At 46.9% G+C, this 18739-nt stretch carries 12 protein-coding genes; 11 read left to right on the plus strand and 1 reads right to left on the minus strand.

The features are described 5' to 3' along the window. Positions 1-238 precede the first annotated feature (238 nt). Positions 239-1933, minus strand: a complete 1695-nt coding sequence (locus tag L0992_21825; protein ID XGB69038.1) for an L-lactate permease — start codon at positions 1931-1933, stop codon at positions 239-241. Positions 1934-2167: 234 nt separating this feature from the next. On the opposite strand from L0992_21825, the gene L0992_21830 reads away from it, so the two are divergent. The 11 genes from L0992_21830 to L0992_21880 all read left to right on the plus strand — a co-directional run bounded on the left by L0992_21830 (position 2168) and on the right by L0992_21880 (position 18674). Then, complete coding sequence (locus L0992_21830) at positions 2168-3085, plus strand: LysR family transcriptional regulator (GenBank protein ID XGB69039.1); 918 nt, start codon at positions 2168-2170, stop codon at positions 3083-3085. A gap of 11 nt (positions 3086-3096) precedes the next feature. After that, on the plus strand, positions 3097-5157 hold the full coding sequence (locus L0992_21835; protein XGB69040.1) for a prolyl oligopeptidase family serine peptidase: 2061 nt from the start codon (positions 3097-3099) through the stop codon (positions 5155-5157). 373 nt (positions 5158-5530) lie between these two features. Beyond that, the gene (locus L0992_21840) at positions 5531-6820 is read left to right on the plus strand and encodes a carbohydrate porin (protein XGB69041.1); all 1290 of its coding nucleotides are present in this window, start codon (positions 5531-5533) and stop codon (positions 6818-6820) included. 198 nt (positions 6821-7018) lie between these two features. Continuing rightward, a complete protein-coding gene (locus tag L0992_21845; protein XGB69042.1) occupies positions 7019-9037 on the plus strand; it encodes a methyl-accepting chemotaxis protein in 2019 nt (672 codons plus the stop codon). Between the two features lie 448 nt (positions 9038-9485). Then, the gene (locus L0992_21850) at positions 9486-10493 is read left to right on the plus strand and encodes a LacI family DNA-binding transcriptional regulator (GenBank protein ID XGB69043.1); all 1008 of its coding nucleotides are present in this window, start codon (positions 9486-9488) and stop codon (positions 10491-10493) included. 18 nt (positions 10494-10511) lie between these two features. Beyond that, positions 10512-11759 carry an extracellular solute-binding protein gene (locus tag L0992_21855; GenBank protein XGB69044.1) on the plus strand — a complete coding sequence of 416 codons (1248 nt, stop codon included), beginning with the start codon at positions 10512-10514 and terminating at the stop codon, positions 11757-11759. A 67-nt stretch (positions 11760-11826) separates the two neighbouring features. Further along, a complete protein-coding gene (locus L0992_21860; GenBank protein ID XGB69045.1) occupies positions 11827-12813 on the plus strand; it encodes a sugar ABC transporter permease in 987 nt (328 codons plus the stop codon). A 46-nt stretch (positions 12814-12859) separates the two neighbouring features. Then, entirely contained in the window at positions 12860-13708 is an 849-nt protein-coding gene (locus L0992_21865) for a carbohydrate ABC transporter permease (GenBank protein ID XGB70404.1), read from the plus strand. 17 nt (positions 13709-13725) lie between these two features. Beyond that, complete coding sequence (locus tag L0992_21870; protein XGB69046.1) at positions 13726-15075, plus strand: GH1 family beta-glucosidase; 1350 nt, start codon at positions 13726-13728, stop codon at positions 15073-15075. After that, on the plus strand, positions 15075-16166 hold the full coding sequence (gene ugpC / locus L0992_21875) for a sn-glycerol-3-phosphate ABC transporter ATP-binding protein UgpC (GenBank protein XGB69047.1): 1092 nt from the start codon (positions 15075-15077) through the stop codon (positions 16164-16166). Before L0992_21870 ends, ugpC begins: the two co-directional genes overlap by 1 nt. Positions 16167-16259: 93 nt before the next feature. After that, positions 16260-18674, plus strand: coding sequence for a glycosyl transferase (locus L0992_21880; protein ID XGB69048.1), 2415 nt, complete (start codon positions 16260-16262; stop codon positions 18672-18674). Positions 18675-18739: the final 65 nt, after the last annotated feature.

The raw sequence follows: 18739 nt of genomic DNA on the forward strand, positions 1-18739 counted from the left end.
TGAAAAGTAAGTGTTCTGTCTTTCTTTCGCTTTGAAACAAATAAGCTGTAAAACTGTAAAACTGTAAAACTGTAAAACTGTAAAACTGTAAAACTGTAAAGCGGGAAAATGGCGTTAATACCCGAGGGTGTTGATGTGTTTTAGTATCCATTCCGAAACTCATCAACTGTCTTATTAGACGGTGTTGCAGTCGGGGAATTGAGTATTAACGCCAAGTGCTTTTGTAACGACTTATGGTTTACATAAGTGCGTCTGTCATTTTGAAGCCGTAGATAACCACTAGGCCGATGATTCCGGTCATCACCAAGTAGTAGAACGTTGGGATGATTGTCTTACGTAGTGTTGCGCCTTCGCGTCCTAACAAGCCTACGGTTGCCGATGCGGCTACCACGTTGTGAATCGCAATCATGTTACCGGCTGCAGCACCAACGGCTTGCAGAGCGACAACCACCGCACTAGAGATAGTTAAAGTCTGCGCTACTTCGAACTGGAATTGGCTGAACATCATGTTTGATACTGTGTTCGAACCTGCAATGAAGGCACCTAACGCACCAACCGTTGCACTCAATGCTGGGAATGCGCTGCCAACTAGGTCAGCTGCGAAGTTTGCAGTGGTTACAGGCATACTTGCTAAATCTGCACCGTTCACGCCAGAGTTAATGAAGATACGTACCATTGGGATGGTGAACACCAACACAAAGCCTGCACCAATCAGTGTTTTACTTGATTCACCAAAGGCTTTAGCCAGTGGCGTTACGCTGCGAGATTGCATGAGAACTGCAACCAGCGCGACGAAGACTAAGATGCCGCCCGGTAGGTACAGAGGTTGAATCGCTGTGCTTACGCCTGTCTCACCAAGGATGTTGCTGAATGAAAGGCTAACGCTCTTCAGTAGGCCTTTGAACTCAGGGCTCACGCGGCTAGCAACCAGAGTTACAGCGAGCAGCACGTAAGGTGCCCATGCCATCGCCATGCTCATCTTCTTATGGCTCTGATTGTTGTCATCAAGGTCAATTTTCAAAGAACCTAGCCACTCTGTAGGCCATTTGTCTTCGCTCTCAAAGTCCCATTTTGATTTAGGTACTAGGAAGCCACGCTTTGCTGCAGTAACCACAATTGCTAGGCCAACCAAGCCACCAATCAATGATGGGAACTCAGCGCCTAGGAAGACACCCGTCAGTGCATAAGGAATAGTGAAAGCAGCACCTGCGAATAGTGCGAACGGTAGGATATCTAAACCTTCCGTCCAGCTTTTGTTCTTACCGAAGAAACGAGTCAGCATCATCGCCATCAGCACAGGCATCATCACACCAACAGAGGCGTGAATCAGCGCGACACTTGATGTGATCTGTTGTAGGTAAGCATCCCAAGTAGAACCGTGAGCAATCAGGCTTTCACCGATGTTGTGTGTGTCCAAACCTTTGTTCACACCGACGATAATTGGAGTGCCAACCGCGCCGAATGATACTGGCGTAGATTGGATCATCATGCCCATCAGTACCGCAGCAAGCGCTGGGAAACCGATAGCAACCAGCAGCGGAGCGGCAATCGCTGCAGGTGTACCGAAGCCAGATGCGCCCTCGATGAATGAACCAAAACACCAAGCAATGATGATTGCCTGAACGCGACGGTCAGCGGATATATCCGTGAAGCCGTTACGAATAGTGGTGATAGCTCCGGTGTGCTTCAAAGTGTTTAATAAGAAGATGGCGCCGAACACAATCCAGAGAACCGACACAGTAATGCCGAAACCTTGGAATACAGAAGCCAACACGCGAGTGCCAGACATATCCCAAGCAAATAGGGCAATAGCAACGGTTAGTGCAAATGCCACTGGCATCGCTTTTTTCGCTGGCCAGTTCATGCCAACCAGTAGAATCGCTGCAACAACTATTGGCGAAAAGGCCAATAAAGCTAGTAGAGTTTCACTCATGGGTACTTCCTCGTACTGTTTTCAAACGTTCATGTTTGAAGTAAAGATCACGTTATGGTTTGTCGTCATTTGAATCGCTTTGGCCTCTAAACGGGAACCTTCTTTGGGCGACTCTTGTAATTGGAATGACTGTTTTTGTAATTGTTTTGTTAATTTGGCGTGAATTTACCCCTTTATTTTTTATTGATATAGGGAAATAATGAAAATAATTAATTCCAAAATTGGCATAATCAGATGCGAGCAGACGATTTGATCCTGTTTTCACAGGTAGTTGAACTGGGTAGTTTTAGTAAGGTGGCAGAACAAAATAACCTTACAAATTCGGTAGTTAGTAAGAGAATTGCTCGACTGGAAGAAGAAATTGGCGTGCAATTATTATATCGAACTACGCGTAAATTGACCCTGACCGAGGCAGGCAAGGCAATGTTACACAGCGCCAAAAATGTGAAGCAGGCGGCTCAAGAGGCTATGGACGCAGTTTCAGGCTTTGGTGAAAATGTTAGCGGTCATATCAAAATGTCAGTGCCTACTATCTCCGGAGATTTGATACTGGCAGACGCTGTTGCCGAGTTTTGTAATATGCACCCAGGTTTAACGGTCGATATGTCTCTGAACAATCGTTTTGTTGATTTGGTTGAGGATGGGTTGGACTTGGTAATTCGTACGGGCTATCTGGAAGATTCCAGCTTGATCGCTCGTCATATATTGGATTCACAATGGGTGGTGTGTGCTTCGCCATCTTATATTGCTAAAAACGGCAAACCGATGCAGCCCAAAGACTTAGTTGAGCACAACTGCTTGCAATACGCTTATCAAACCACAGGCGCTAGTGAGTGGCAGTTCCTGCACAGTAAAGATGGCTGTACCGACAACGATAAATATATCGTACGTGTCTCGGGCTCTTTCTCGACTGACAACGCAACCGCGTTAAGAAAAGCCGCATTGGGCGGGCATGGCGTTGCGTACGTACCACGTTGTCTGGTTTATCACGATATTCGCAACGGTCAGCTGGTGGATATCTTCCCTGACTTAGTGGGCAAGAAGCTCGGTATTTATGCGGTGTACCCTTTTACGCGCCAGCCGCCCAACAAGATTAAGTTATTGATTGAACACATTAGAACTCGTTATCTGACGATTTCTCACTATTTTTAATAAGGATCACGATGAGCTATTTAAAAGAGTATCAATATCCAATCACCAATAAACAGATCGTCAGCGATGACTATTTTGGTCAGATAATCGAAGACCCGTATCGTTGGTTAGAAGACGACAGAAGTGACGAAACTGCGGAGTGGGTGGCGAGTCAAAATGCAGTCACGTTCGATTACCTTGCTCAAATTCCCTACCGCGCAGAACTGCGAGAGCGACTAGCAAAAGCGCAAGACTACAAAAAGAGCTCGCAGCCGTTCGTAAGAGGCGATTACACCTATTTCTATAAGAATGATGGACTGCAGAACCACAGCATTCTCTATCGTCAGAAAGAGGGGCAGCCGGTTGAAGTCTTCCTAGACCCGAACACTTTCTCGGAAGATGGCACGACATCATTAGGCTCTGTTTCGTTCTCAAAAGACTACAGCTTGGTGGCGTACAGCATTTCTGAAGGCGGTAGCGACTGGCGTAAGATCTTTGTGATTGATACCGAGACTAAGCAGAAGCTCGAACCGGAAATCACCGACGCCAAATTTACCGGTATCTCTTGGTTAGGCAATCGTGGCTTTTATTACTCCAGCTACGACAAACCAGACGGCAGTGAACTCTCAGCTCGTACTGAACAACACAAGCTGTACTTCCATGAATTGGGTACAGAGCAAGCGAGCGACAAGGTGATCTTCGGTGCGATCAACGCCGAGCAGCACCGCTATGTATCAGGCTACACCACCGAAGACGATCGTTACCTAATTATTCTTGGCAAAGAATCAACGTCTGGTAACAGACTGTTTTATATCGACTTAAACGCATCAGAACAATCTCTGAATACGTTGATTGATCATGTGGATAGCGATACTTATCTCATCGATAACCAAGATGATACCTTTATTCTATACACTAATCTGAATGCGCCGAACGGCAAGGTGGTGAGCTTTGATAGTCGCACTCAGCAGTGGCGAGATATCATTCCTGAAAAGCCACAGCCATTAGACATCAGCACTGGTGGTGGTTACTTGTTTGCTCACTACATGGTGGATGTGGTGTCGAAAATTGAGCAGCTGGATTACCAAGGTAATCGAGTTCGTGAGCTCCACATGCCAGGGCTGGGAACGGCCAGCGGCTTGGGTGGTAAGAAAGAGCAAACTCAGCTTTATTACACCTTTACCAACTATGTTACGCCGCCCACCATTTTCTGTTTTGATGTTGAATCTGGCCGCTCAGAAATTTATCAGCTCTCTGAGTCTCCGTTTGAATCGGACAAGTTCGAATCTAAACAGGTTTTCTATACCTCGAAAGATGGCACTCAGGTTCCGATGCTTATCTCTTATAAGAAGGAACTAAAGCTGGACGGTAATAACCCAACTATGTTGTACGCCTATGGTGGCTTCAACGTTAGCCTAACGCCTTCTTTCTCAGGTACGGTGGGCAGTTGGTTGGAATTAGGTGGTGTGTATGCGGTACCTAATTTGCGTGGCGGTGGCGAGTATGGCAAGGCGTGGCACAAAGCGGGCACTCAGCAGCAAAAGCAGAATGTGTTTGATGATTTCATTGCCGCAGCTGAGTTCCTAATCGCAGAAAACTACACCAGCAGTGACAAGCTCGCGATTCGTGGCGGTTCTAACGGTGGTTTGCTGGTGGGCGCTTGTATGACACAGAGGCCTGAGCTTTTCCAAGTGGCTCTGCCTGCTGTTGGGGTGCTAGATATGCTGCGTTACCATACCTTTACGTCTGGCGAAGGCTGGGCGTACGACTACGGCACCTCCGCGCAAAACAAAGAGATGTTCGAATACCTGCTTGGTTATTCTCCGGTTCACAATGTGGTGCGCGGTGTCGATTACCCAGCAACTTTGGTCACGACCGCTGATCATGACGACCGCGTGGTGCCAGCACACTCTTATAAGTTCATTGCAGAGCTGCAAGATAAGCATGAAGGTGGTGCGCCTGTGATGATTCGTATTGATGTTAATGCGGGTCACGGTGCGGGAATGCCGCTGAGCAAAGCGATCGATCTCACTGCCGATATCTATGCATTTACGCTGTTCAATATGGGCGTTGAATCTCTAGACTCGTTTTAGATAATGCTTGATTCTAGATAATTGGGTATTTGACTCAGACCAAGAATCCTCAAAATCGACCTTAGATTTTGAGGATTTTCATATATATGAAAACCAATCAAAACTGCACCATATTTCCTTCATTTTTACACACACTTTTCCGTGATAGACCCCGCCATTATTGATGAAATGAAAGCGATTTCAAGCTGATATTTTACGCATTATTCAATCTAAATGACTGATCTTTATTTAATACTTTTGGTCATGGATTTTCTAAAAGTTTCATGGCTCTCAAGCTAATTTATCAATGTGAACAGCGGCTAACTTTTCAACGCTTTCATTGCTTAATATTTCCCTGTTCGATGAAAACTCAAAAAAATAATAGGGAATTACAATGCAAAAATTTAAGCTTTTGCCAATAACGGTCGCAGTGGCGGCTTCGCTTGCTTCACTCTCTTCTTTTGCTGCAGAAACGGATCTTGCCGCTCTAGAACAACGAATCCTAGAGTTAGAATCTCAAGTCGGTGACATCAAGTATGTTGATGATCAACAACAAGCGGTTCTAACGGCAGAAACGAATGTACCAGACGGCATCGTCTTCTCTGGTTACGCTCGTTACGGCGCTCACTACAAAAGTGGTGATGAGCGTTACGTAGACATCGGTACAACAGGCCGTTCTGTTGGTCGTTTGGGTAACGAAGCTAACGGTGGTGAAGTTCAGTTAGCTAAGCTCTTCCAAGCTGACAACGGCGCTATCTGGGACATCGTATTCATGGCTGACCACTGGGAAGCTGACTCTTGGGCTGACGATGGCGGCCTGAGCATGAAAAAAATGTACGCTGGTGTAACCAATGTATTTGAAAGCCAACCTGAGCTGTACATGTGGGCTGGTCGTGACTTCCATCAACGTCCGCAACAAGGTTTGAACGATTACTTCTGGATGTCTCACGATGGTCAAGGCGCAGGTTTTAACAACCTAGATTTTGGCGGTGCCAAGCTAGACATGGGCTTTGTTGGCCAAGTGAAAGGCGGCCTAGTGAACGACAACGGTCGATACGCAATTACTTCTAAGCTTCATTCAATTAACGCGGGTATCGGCCAACTAGACCTATATGCGAACTATGGTTTTGCTTCAGATGAAGCAGACTCTGACGTAGCGGGTGATCCAAAAGTCAGCGATGAAACGGCATACCTATTGGGTGCAACCTTAGGCTTGGGTGAGTCTAACAAGTTGGTAGTTAAGTATGGTGACGGTGCGGATTCATCTGTATTTGACCTGAAAGGTGATTACCAAACTTTGTACGCAAGTGTTGAAGGTAGCTACGCAGCAACAGACAACTTCATCATTGATTACTTAGTGTCGTACAAAGATAACTCTGGCTCAGATCTAGACCGTGAGAACACGGAATACGCGGGTATCGTTCGTCCACAATACCAATGGGATGATGTTCACTCTACATGGTTAGAAGCAGGCTACGGCATGGTTGATTACGATGACGACGGTGAAGAGAACGCGTGGAAAGTAACGCTGTCACAAAACGTTTCTCTAGGTGGTTTACCTTGGAGCCGTCCAATGCTTCGCTTCTACACAACAGTGGGTGATGTAGAAACGAAAGGCAACACAGTGAAGACAACGAATGTTGATACATTGTCGTTCGGCGCAATGTTTGAAGCTTGGTGGTAATCACAGCTATAGAAAGCGCAGCTCTTTGAATTCGGCATATTTTCAAGGAGCCATGCTTTCGAATATCTATGCTTGTTAAGAGCACGTAATACTGTCCATTTTAGCCCTAAAGGCAGATTGATTAGGGCACGTTATATAACTCCATTCTTGGGCACATTCTTTGTGCCCTTTTTTTCGCCACTAGATCAAGGATTCACTATGAGACTTTCTTCCATCGTGTCTCGAGTATATTTAGGTTTCTTCGTACTGATCGTGATCATGCTGGGTTCAGCATGGTTAAGCATCAGTAGCAATAAAGACATAACGACTCGAATCGAAAACATCACCCAGCAAGCCACCCCATTAATGCTTCAATCCTCTGCGCTGACGATTCGATTTTTGGACATTAATCGCAGCACCACTCCCTACTTATCCGCCAATTACATCGACGAATTGGAACCACTGAAACAAACCGTATTAAACAACATCGAACAATATCAGCAGCAATTGAGCTGGTTCGAAGGCAAGGGTGAGGCTGGTTCACAAATGGAAGCCATGCTTAACAACATCACTCAAACCGGCGTGTCGACTATCGATAAGATAGAGCGAGTATTGGAACTTTACGTTGAGTATTTGGATAGCAAAGATCTCGGTTCGATGGGGCAAGCGCAATTTCAATCTGTGGTGGGGCAGCTTAATAATACCTTGGTGAATCAACTCGCGAGTGCAGATTCAGAGCAGACACAAAAGGCGATAGAGGCTTTACTGGTGCAATTGAGTTTGATTGCGGCGGAAGCCAATGAGGCGTTTTCACTGCAAACATCTTCGGAGGTTCGTGGGGTAGAGCGTCGCCTGCAAAGTCGAAAAGAGCGATTCGAACAAGCGGTAGCAGATTTAGATAACCTAGATTCGTCATTGCTGCGCCGCAGTAAACAGTCTTTATCACTGCTCGCTTCACACGCGTTTTCAGCTAATGGTTCAGTCGCTACCCATAAAGAAACCGTTAAACTCGATGAGTCTATCTCCCTCCAAAAGCAAGAAATTGAACAGCTAATTGATCAGCAGTTAAGCCACTTTGATGAGCTCTCAATGTACGCTGAAGACACAGCGACGCGCTTGTATCACGAGTCGATGGACTCTTCACAGCAAGCCCTTGTGATGCAGGGTGTTATTGCACTTGCTTCCGTGCTTATTGCTCTGTTGATCGGGTTGAATATCGCCAAAGGGATCCGTAAACCAAGCAAGCTACTGCAAAGTGCACTCGACCAAGTTGCCAACAAAGACTTGAGCGCGATGGTGCAGTATCAAGCCAATAATGAGTTCGGTTCAGTGAGCGACAAGGTCAATTTAGTGATCAGTCACCTGACTCAAATGATTGAGAACATGCGTCAATCGTCGACGCGCTTAAAAGAGGCGTCTATAGAGAACCAAAGCACGAGCCGTTCATTGAGCGAGGCGATGCAAGACCAAACCAATCAGACGGTGATGGTGGCAACAGCCATGGAACAGATCGAGTGCTCGGTGACAGAAATAACTCAAGCGGCTAATCAAACGCTAACGCTGGTGACCGAAGCGGTGTCGAGTTCCAGTGATGGCCAGAAGACGATGGATAAAAGCGTCGAGCTGATGGGCAGTTTAGAGCGTAAGTTGGCAGAATCAACAGCGACCATTGGCCAGCTTGAAAGCGAAAGTGCCAGCATTGGTTCGATTTTGGATGTGATATCTGGGATCTCTGAACAAACCAATTTGTTGGCATTGAATGCCGCCATTGAAGCCGCGCGAGCGGGTGAACAAGGGCGTGGTTTCTCTGTGGTGGCCGATGAAGTTCGCGTGTTAGCGGCCAAAACCAATGCCTCGACGCAAGAGATACACAACAAGATTGAACAGTTGCAAACCAGTTCTAAACTGGCGGTGGAACAAATCAATCAATGTGTGGTTGGGATGGTTCAATGTGTTGAACAAACGGGCGAAGTGAATCACTCAATATCAAGCGTGTCAGATCTGCTCAATGAGGTCGAGCAAAGGAGTCATCAAATCGCGACTGCAACCACGGAGCACCAAGTGGTTGCTTCTCAAGTTACACAAAACATCAGCCAGATACATACCTTGGCAGAGGACAACTCTCAACGATCTCAGGTTCTGTTCTCCCACGGGCAGCAGCTTGAAATTATGTCGCAGCAGCAATTCTCACTAACTCAAGAGTTTAAGCTCGCCGAGCAATCAGAAAACAAGGTTTAGAGGCGACTCTAAGCTCCTCCACTGTTTCACGCCCAGCCTTTGCTGGGCGTTGTTGTTTCAAGTTTCGGGTTCTGGAAAGCGAATTCGAAGTACCTATGAAATGTTCCCATACAATTTCGCATAGCCACTGAAATAATAGGGTCAATTTATCCCCGTATATTACCGTCTGCTGCGGGTTCATCTCCGAATTGTGCTTTTTGAAAAACGGAGTTTAAGCATGCTTGTTAGCACTTTGGGAACAGGTAACCGAGCGCCGTTTTGATAAGGTAAGCAAGAATCTCATGAAACAGTTTCATGGCGTGAAGTGAATCTGTAAGCGCTTTCAAGATTTCCAAATCCAGCCTTTTTACCTCCAAGTTTAGTGTGATGACACTCACTTCAACTAAAACGTAATCTCTTAATAATCGTTTTGTAAGCGGTTACAAGCTAATGAAGTATCGAGGTTCGAGTGGCAACAATTAAACACGTATCAGAACATGCAGGTGTGTCTCAAGCGACAGTGTCTAGGGTTATCAATGGCACCAGTAGAGTGAGTCATGACAAGAAGTTAAAGGTTGAAAAAGCGATCAAAGAATTGGGTTATCGCCCGAACTCTATCGCTCAGGCTTTGGCTTCAAGTCGTACCGGAAGTGTAGGTGTTGTTGTTCCAGAGCTGGGCGGATCTTTCTATTCAGGCATCTTGCATTGTATAGAGGAAAACCTACGCCGCTTCGGTTACCACGCTGTGGTTACAGCGGGTTCGAACACCGAACAAGGGCAGCGCGAGTCTGTGGAGTTTCTGTTGGGGCGTCGTGTCGATGCTTTGATTCTTCATACTCAACTGCTCAGTGATGACTATTTAATTGAATTGGAAGAACAGGGGACCCCTGTGGTTTTGATTAACCGCTTCATCCCAGAAATGGCGATGAGTTGCATTGATATTGATAACGAAGCCGGGGGGCTACTCGCTACTCAATATCTTTTGCAAAAGGGACATACAGATATCGCGTGTATTACCGGGCCTTTAGATAAAGCCGACGCTAGGGGGCGTTTGCAGGGTTATCGCAAGGCACTGGAAGAAGCCGGTGTGCCATACGATGAAGCCTTAGTCTCTGAGGCGGGATTTACTGAAGAGACTGGCATCAGCGCCATGAAGAAGTTGATCAACAGAAAATGCCACTTTACGGCGGTATTCGCTTCAAATGATCACATGGCATTTGGCGCGTTCGAAGTTCTGCATAAAGAGGGATTGTCTGTTCCGAGAGACGTTTCTCTTGTCGGCTTCGATAACACCATCTTCGCGCGTTATCTGACCCCTAGTTTGACCACTATTAATTTCCCCATTGAAGAGATGAGCATCGAAGCAGTGCAGCTCACTCTACAAAAGCTAAAAAAAATCAAACATGACGTGAACTTTAAATTGCTGCCGACGTTGGTCACTAGAAACTCGGTATCGGATTTACTCGTTACCCTATAAAAATATTAAGGATAGAACATGAAATTTAAGACCTTGGCGCTTTCATGCGCGGTTGCTTTAGGATTAGGTACAACAGCGGTGAACGCGGCTGACAAAGAGATTCGTTTCGACGGTTTCCCTGATTTCGATAGCAGCCTGAAGGTATTACTGCCTGATTTCGAAAAGGAAACAGGGATCAAAGTTGATTACCTTATGAACAACCACGGTGACCACCACACGAAACTAACCACTAACCTAGCAACGGGCTCTGGTGCAGGTGATGTGATTGTTGTGGACGTTGAGAAAATCGGTCCATTCGTTGGCTCTGGCGGCCTAGTTAACTTGTCTGAAAACTACGGTGCAGATAAATACGAAGAACGATTCGCACCTTACGCATGGGCACAAGGCAAAGGCGCTGACGGCGACATGTACGGCATTCCTGTCGACCTTGGTCCAGGTGTTATGTACTACCGTACCGACGTGTTTGAAAAAGCCGGTATTAATGTAGAAGACGCAATTAAAGATTGGGATTCATACATCGCTGCGGGTGAAAAACTGAAAGAGCAAAACGTACAACTTATCGCTTCAGCAGCCGATGTTGCACAAGCAATCATCTTCACAACGGTTCCTGAAGGCGAAGGTCTTTACTTCGATAAAGATGGCAACCCAGTTGTGACATCTGAGCGTTTTGTTCACGCTTTTGAAGTAGCAAAAGAGATTCGCGACAAAGGCTTAGATGGCCGCATTTTGGCTTGGTCTAACGAATGGTACGAAGGCTTCCGCAACGGCACATTTGCAACTCAACTTTCTGGCGCTTGGCTACTCGGTCACCTAAACAACTGGATCGCACCTGAAACCAAAGGTAAGTGGGCAGTAGAAAACCTACCTGATGGCATCTACGGCAGCTGGGGTGGTTCATTCCTATCTATTCCAACTCAATCTGACAACCCAGATGAAGCTTGGGCGTTGATTGAATACATGACGACTGACCGTGAAGTTCAACTTAAGCACTTCGAAACGATTGCTGCTTTCCCTGCGAACGTAACGACATATGACGATGAGTTGTTCCAAGAAGAGATGGAATTCCTAGGCGGTCAGAAAGCGCGTCTTCTGTTTGCTGAAGTGGCACAGAACATCAAACCAGTATCTCCAGCTCAAGGCGACCACGTTGCACGTTCTATCATCTTAGAGAACGCATTGATGGAAGTGCTTGATGAAGGCAAGGACATCGAGACAGCACTTAAAGAGGCAGAGCGCCTAATCAAGCGTCGTACGCGTAATCTTTAATTTGTTATTACTTTGAGTAAGTGAGGAAGCGTGGATAACGCGCTTCCTTTTTTAAGAGGTCGTTACTATGAATCATACAGCGAGCACAACGATAGAACCTGCGGACAAAAGCCTTTTTTCTCGTCTAAATTTGAAAGCGCTTACACCGTATGGATTCCTTCTGCCGTTTCTGATCATTTTTTCTGTATTTGGGATCTTCCCGCTGTTGTTCTCTGTTTACCTGTCGTTCCACGAATGGAACCCAGTACAGGGCATGGACGCAATGCAGTTCGTTGGTTTTGAGAACTATCACATTGCCTTGACTGACCCGTGGCTATGGCGTTCATTAAAGAACACATTGTGGTTAGCAATCACATCGGGTGTGGCTCAGCATTTAGTTGCTATTCCAGTAGCTTACATGTTGGTTTCAATGGGTGACCGTATGCGTCACTGGCTAACATCGGCTTACTTTCTACCGTTCATCACATCAACGGTCGCAGCGTCACTGATTTTCTTCAATATGTATTCTCCTAACTCAGGAATCATTAACCAAACGCTGATGGCACTGGCCGATAGCACACTGTTTGGTTGGGCATTTGCTTGGGTTAACGATTTTCAACCAATCCGTTGGTTAGACGATGCCACTATGGTGAAGCCGTCTATCGCGATCATGGTTTTCTGGAAATACACTGGTTTTAACATCGTCCTTTACACCACAGGTTTAATGACGATTCCTAAAGACATTTTAGAAGCTGCTCGTATGGATGGTGCTAATGCTTTCCGCCGCTTCTGGAACATCTCACTACCAATGATTCGTCCATTCATCTTCTTTGCAATCACCATGACCATCATCGGTAACCTGCAAATGTTTGAAGAACCGTTCGTTCTAACGCGTGGCACAGGTGGTACAGGTCAATCTGGTTTAACTATCTCTATGTACCTCTACAAAGTGGGTTGGGAATGGTTAGAAATGGGCACAGCGTCAGCGATTTCATGGCTTCTGTTTGCACTCATCGCGTCTTGTACTTTGGTTCAATTTTTATTCTTCGGTAAGAAAGGCTTAGGGGAACATTAAGATGTCGACATCAATTAAGACAAATACCTCACCACTAAGTGGCCTAATGCCAAGCGAACGCACCATGTACATCATGACTAAGATCTTGATGGTCATGCTCGGTATATTACTGATTGTTTCCGCAATCATTACAGTGTTCCCGTTTGTGTGGTCAGCTCTGCTTTCAACACGTGACCGTTCGGAAATCTTCGGTTCAGGCATCAGCTTCGCTATTGGCGATAGCCTGATGGTGAACTACGCAAAACTGCTGGAAATCATGCCGTTTTGGAAAGCGATGTTTAACTCGATCTACGTGGCCTTCTTAGGCACCACCATCTCGCTGCTGTTTTGTAGCATGGGTGGCTACGCATTTGCTGTGTTTAAGTTCCGCGGTAAGAACGTGTTGTTCGGCATGCTGGTTGGCTCAATGGCGATTCCGCCTGTGCTTAGCCTGATCCCTTACTTCATGATCGTGAAATTCTTAGGCTTGCTGGATAACCACATGGCGGTATGGCTACCGTTCACCACCACACCATTTGGTATCTTCTTGATGCGTCAGCACGTGATTGCATCGATTCCTAAAGAGCTATTAGAAGCAGCGAAGTTAGATGGCGCAGGTGAGTTCAGAACGTACTGGAGTGTGGTGCTGCCACTGATGAAACCAGCACTAGCAACATTAGCTATCGTACAGTTCGTCTTCTTCTGGAATATGTTTATGCAGCCTCTCGTGGTGCTAAACAACCCTGACAATTACGTCATCACACAAGCACTACGAAGTGTTCAAGGCATTCCGAATACGCCATGGGGCGCGGTAATGCTAGGTACCACAATTTCTATTTTACCACTCGTGATTACATACCTGTTCGCATCGAAACAGATGATCAGTGGTTTAACGTCCGGCGCAGTTAAAGGTTAGGTATAAGGGTTATAACAATGAATAAATTTCAACTTCCAAGTGATTCAAAGTTACGCAGTAAGGAATTTGTATTCGGTGTCGCGACATCTTCATACCAAATTGAAGGCGGCGTTGAAGAGGGCGGTCGTACACCGTCTATCTGGGACACGTTTTGTAAGAAGCCGGGTAAGGTAGATAACGGCGACAATGGTGATGTGGCGTGCGACCACTACCACTTGTGGCAACAAGATATCGAGATGATTCAAGGCCTCGGCGTTGACGCTTACCGCCTGTCAATTGCATGGCCACGCATCCTGCCGCAAGACGGTGTGGTGAATCAGCAAGGCTTAGAGTTCTATGAGCAGATCATTGATGAGTGCCATGCTCGTGGCATGAAGGTTTACGTAACGCTTTATCACTGGGATCTGCCGCAATACCTTGAAGACAAAGGTGGTTGGTTAAACCGTGAAACGTCTTACAAGTTCGCAGAATACGCAGAAGTGGTGAGTAACTATTTTGGCGACAAGATTGATGTTTACACAACATTGAACGAACCGTTTGTGTCTGCGTTCCTAGGTTACCGTTGGGGCGAGCACGCGCCAGGCATCAAAGGTGAGAAAGAGGGCTACTTAGCTTCTCACCACCTAATGTTGGCACACGGTTTGGCGATGCCGATTCTGCGTAAGAATGCGCCTCATGCTAAGCATGGCGTGGTATTTAACGCGACTCCGGCTTACCCACTAACACCGCAAGATCAAGGTGCTGCAGATTACTGCGAAGCGGAGAACTACCACTGGTTCATCGACCCAGTATTGAAAGGTGAATACCCACAGTTGGTCGTCGAGCGCCAAGCGATGAACATGCCGATGATTCTAGAGGGCGATCTAGACATCATCAGTGCACCAGTTGATTACATCGGTATCAATTACTACACACGCAATGTCGCTCGCTTCAACGAGAACGGCGACATTGAATCAGTAAAACAGACTGACGCTGAACACACTTACATTGGCTGGGAAATCAATCCACAAGGCCTTACCGATTTATTGGTAAGACTGGACGCTCGTTACGAAAATATGCCGCCTATCTACATTACAGAGAACGGTGCAGCAGGTAACGACGAGCGTGTTAACGGACAAGTGATGGATGACCAACGTGTTCGTTACTTCCAAGGCCACATCGAAGCTGTTCACAATGCAGTTGAAGCCGGTGTGAAAGTGGATGGTTACTTCGCTTGGAGCCTGATGGATAACTTTGAGTGGGCCTTCGGCTACTGCCAACGTTTTGGCATCGTCCATGTTGATTACACCACCCAAGAAAGAACACTGAAACAGAGCGCAATTGCGTACCGAAACATGCTTCAAGAGCGCGCTGAGGAGAACAGATAATGGCTAAAGTAGAATTTAAGAACATCAAAAAATCATTCGGTGATGTTGAGGTTGTAAAAGAGTTTGATTTTACGGTTGAAGACGGTGAGTTCGTGGTTTTCCTTGGCCCATCTGGCTGTGGTAAGTCGACTACACTACGTATGCTTGCTGGCCTAGAGAGCATCAGCTCTGGTGACATCGTGGTTGGTGGCAAAGTGATGAATAAGGTCGATGCTAAAGACCGCGACTTAGCGATGGTATTCCAAAGCTACGCACTGTACCCACACATGACTGTGTACGAGAACATCGCTTTCGCTCTAAAACTTAAGGGCATGCCGAAAGCAGAAATCGACGTAGAAGTGCTAAAAGCGGCGAAAATGCTGGAGCTTGATCCTCTACTGAACCGTAAGCCAAAAGAGCTTTCTGGTGGTCAGCGTCAGCGTGTGGCAATGGGCCGAGCGATGGTTCGTACACCGAAAGTGTTCTTGTTTGATGAGCCGCTATCTAACCTAGATGCCAAACTGCGTGGTGTGATGCGTGAAGAGATCAAACACCTACACCGTGAACTTAAAACCACCACGATCTACGTAACGCACGATCAGATCGAAGCGATGACGTTGGCGGACAGAATCGTGATCCTGAAAGACGGTTATGTGGCTCAAGTGGGTACACCAACCGAGGTGTTCCAACGCCCTGCAAACAAGTTTGTCGCGCAATTCATTGGTAACCCGTCAATGAACATGTTGGAAGCGAAACTGATTGAAAAAGAAGGCGAATACTTCGTTGAACTTGGCGATGTTCACATTCCACTGCCGGAGCGTTTTAAGTCTCTGGCCTCTAAAAACCTAGCGCTGCATTTTGGTGTTCGTCCAACAGACATCCACCTACGTGCAGAGCAAGTGGACCACGACCGTGTGCTGCCATTCCCTGTGAAAATCAAAGACAAGGAACTGTTGGGCGCGAGCATTCTTCTGAAAACAGAAATCGGCGGCCAACCGCTGATGATTGAAACCCAAGCTGCTGAGGTAGATGTGAAAGAGCTGACTCTTTACTTGGATTTGGATGCTTTCCACCTGTTTGACGCACTGAGTGAGAACTCGCTAGCGAGCTAGCCAGTTAATTTAAATCAGCCAGTGATCTGACACCAACCAACTTACGACAAATTGTTTTGGCTCCTCCTGATTTGGGAGGGGCTAGGGATAGTGATGATGAAATTCGGATATTTTGACGATAAAAACAAAGAATACGTAGCAACCACACCATGCACACCGATCAAATGGTGTAACTATGTGGGCACATTAGATTTCGGTGGCATTGTCGATAGCAACGGCGGCGTGCTGTTGTGTAAGGGCGACCCGGCACTCAACCGTATCACCAAGTACATTGCTCAACTACCAAACTCAGATTTCAAAGGCTCGACCATGTACCTCAAGGTGCGCGATGAAGCGGGCAACGTAGAGGTGTTCTCACCTTTCTATACACCAACCTTGAAGCCGCTGGATAAGTTTGAAAACCATACAGGCCTGTCTTACACCACCATCATTGCAGAAGCGTTTGGTGTGCGTTGTGAAGCGACCTTCTTCGTACCAAAAGCTGACCAAGTATTGCTGCAAGACATCAAGGTCACCAACATTTCAGACAAAGCGCTGCACGTTGATGTAGTGCCAGTCTACGAATTCACACACTTCGATGCACTTAAGCAGTTACTGAATGCCGATTGGGTACCACAAACCATGACGCTGAAAGCGCACCAGCAAGAGTCGGGTCACACCGTGCTTGAGCAGTATGCCTTCATGAAGCGCGACTACGCGGTAAACCTGATGACCGCAGATCGCCCTGCGACTTCATTCGACGGTGATCGCCAGTCATTCCTAGGTCAGTTTGGCTATGGTACATGGGCTGCGCCGCAAGCGATAGAAAACGACGAGCTTGGCAACACCGAGTGTTTGCGCGGCGATAACATTGGTGCACTTAACCTACGTCTGGGTTGGTTATCTCCAGAGCAGACAGAACGTACGGTCGTACAGATCGCACAAGAAGAGAGCCTAGAAGCTGGATTGCCTTTGTTAGCTAAATACCGTGACCATCAAGTGGTCGATTCGGCTTTCGTTGAGCTGGCTGAACACTGGGACTCTTACCTACAAGCAGTTCAGGTCGAAACGCCAGACCCAGCAATGAACTCAATGCTTAATGTCCACAACCCGCGTCAGTGTCACACTACCAAAAACTGGTCTCGTTACTTGTCTCTTTATCAGCTTGGCTATGGCGCTCGTGGTATCGGTTTCCGTGACTCTTCGCAAGATACGTTGGGCGTGATTACTCACATGCCAGAAGAGGCGCGAGAGTTCATTGAGCGTCTGCTGTCTGTGCAAAACACTAATGGTTCTGCGATGCACCAGTTCTTCCCGTCAACGATGGAAGCGAACGCGGGTGACTCGCGTGAAGAAGAAGATCGCCCGGATTACTACGGTGACGATCATCTGTGGATCATCTACGCAGTCACTCAATATGTGAAAGAAACGGGCAATGCAGATTTCTTGAATAAAGAGATTCCGTTCTATCAAAAAGATAAAGCGGGTAACCCTGTGGAAACAGGCACCGTGTGGGATCACCTGTGCCGTGCAATTGAATTTACGTACACCAATACGGGTGAGCACGGCCTACCGTTATTAGGTTTTGCTGACTGGAATGATACGGTGAACCTGCCAACGGGTGCTGAGTCGATGATGGTAGCCAACATGTACGGCAAAGCCCTGCTCGATATGCTGGACCTTTGTGAGTTGCGTGGTGAAGCGCAGCTAACAACCAAGTTTAAAGATCAGTACCAACAGATGCAGAGCACAGTCAATGAGTGCGGTTGGGATGGCGAATGGTTTGTGCGTTACTTTGATGAGCAAGGCCTGCCGATTGGTTCTCACAGGAATGAGCAAGGGCAGATCTACACTAACGGTCAAAGTTGGCCTGTGATTTCTGGTTTCGCAACACAAGAGCGTGCTACACAAGCGCTAGACTCGGTTTACAACAAGCTGAACACGACCAATGGTATCAAGCTTTCAACTCCTGGTTACAATGGCTTTGATCCGCAACTTGGTGGCGTTTCGACATACCCACCGGGTGCGAAAGAGAACGGCGGTATATTCCTGCATTCAAACCCATGGGTGATGATAGCGGAAGCGAAAATGGGCAACGGCGAGCGTGCTTATGAGTACTACCGTCAAATTAATCCGGCTTCGAAGAACGACGATATTGATACCTTCGAATCGGAGCCATACTGCTACCCGCAAAACATCTTGGGTGACGAACATAAACAGTTCGGCCTAGGTCGTAATGCATGGCTGTCGGGTACTTCATCTTGGACATACGTTGCGGGTACGCAATGGATTCTGGGTGTTCGCCCTGAAGTGGATGGCTTGCTGGTGGACCCTTGTATTCCGGCTGAGTGGCCTGAGTTTAAAGTCCGTCGTCAGTTCCGCGGTGCAACATACAACATTCATGTCACGAACCCGAATAACGTGTGTAAGGGCGTGGTTGAGATGAAGGTTAATGGTGACCTGATTTCAGGTAACAAAGCACCGGTATTTACATCGGGTGAGCACACGGTAGAAGTGGTTTTAGGTTAACAAAGAGAAGGGCGCTTTATGCGCCCTTTATTGCTCTTTCGTTTAGTTTCTTTCGTTTGTTTTTT

The organism is Vibrio pomeroyi, from assembly GCA_041879425.1.
Classification (GTDB): Bacteria; Pseudomonadota; Gammaproteobacteria; order Enterobacterales; family Vibrionaceae; genus Vibrio; species Vibrio pomeroyi_A.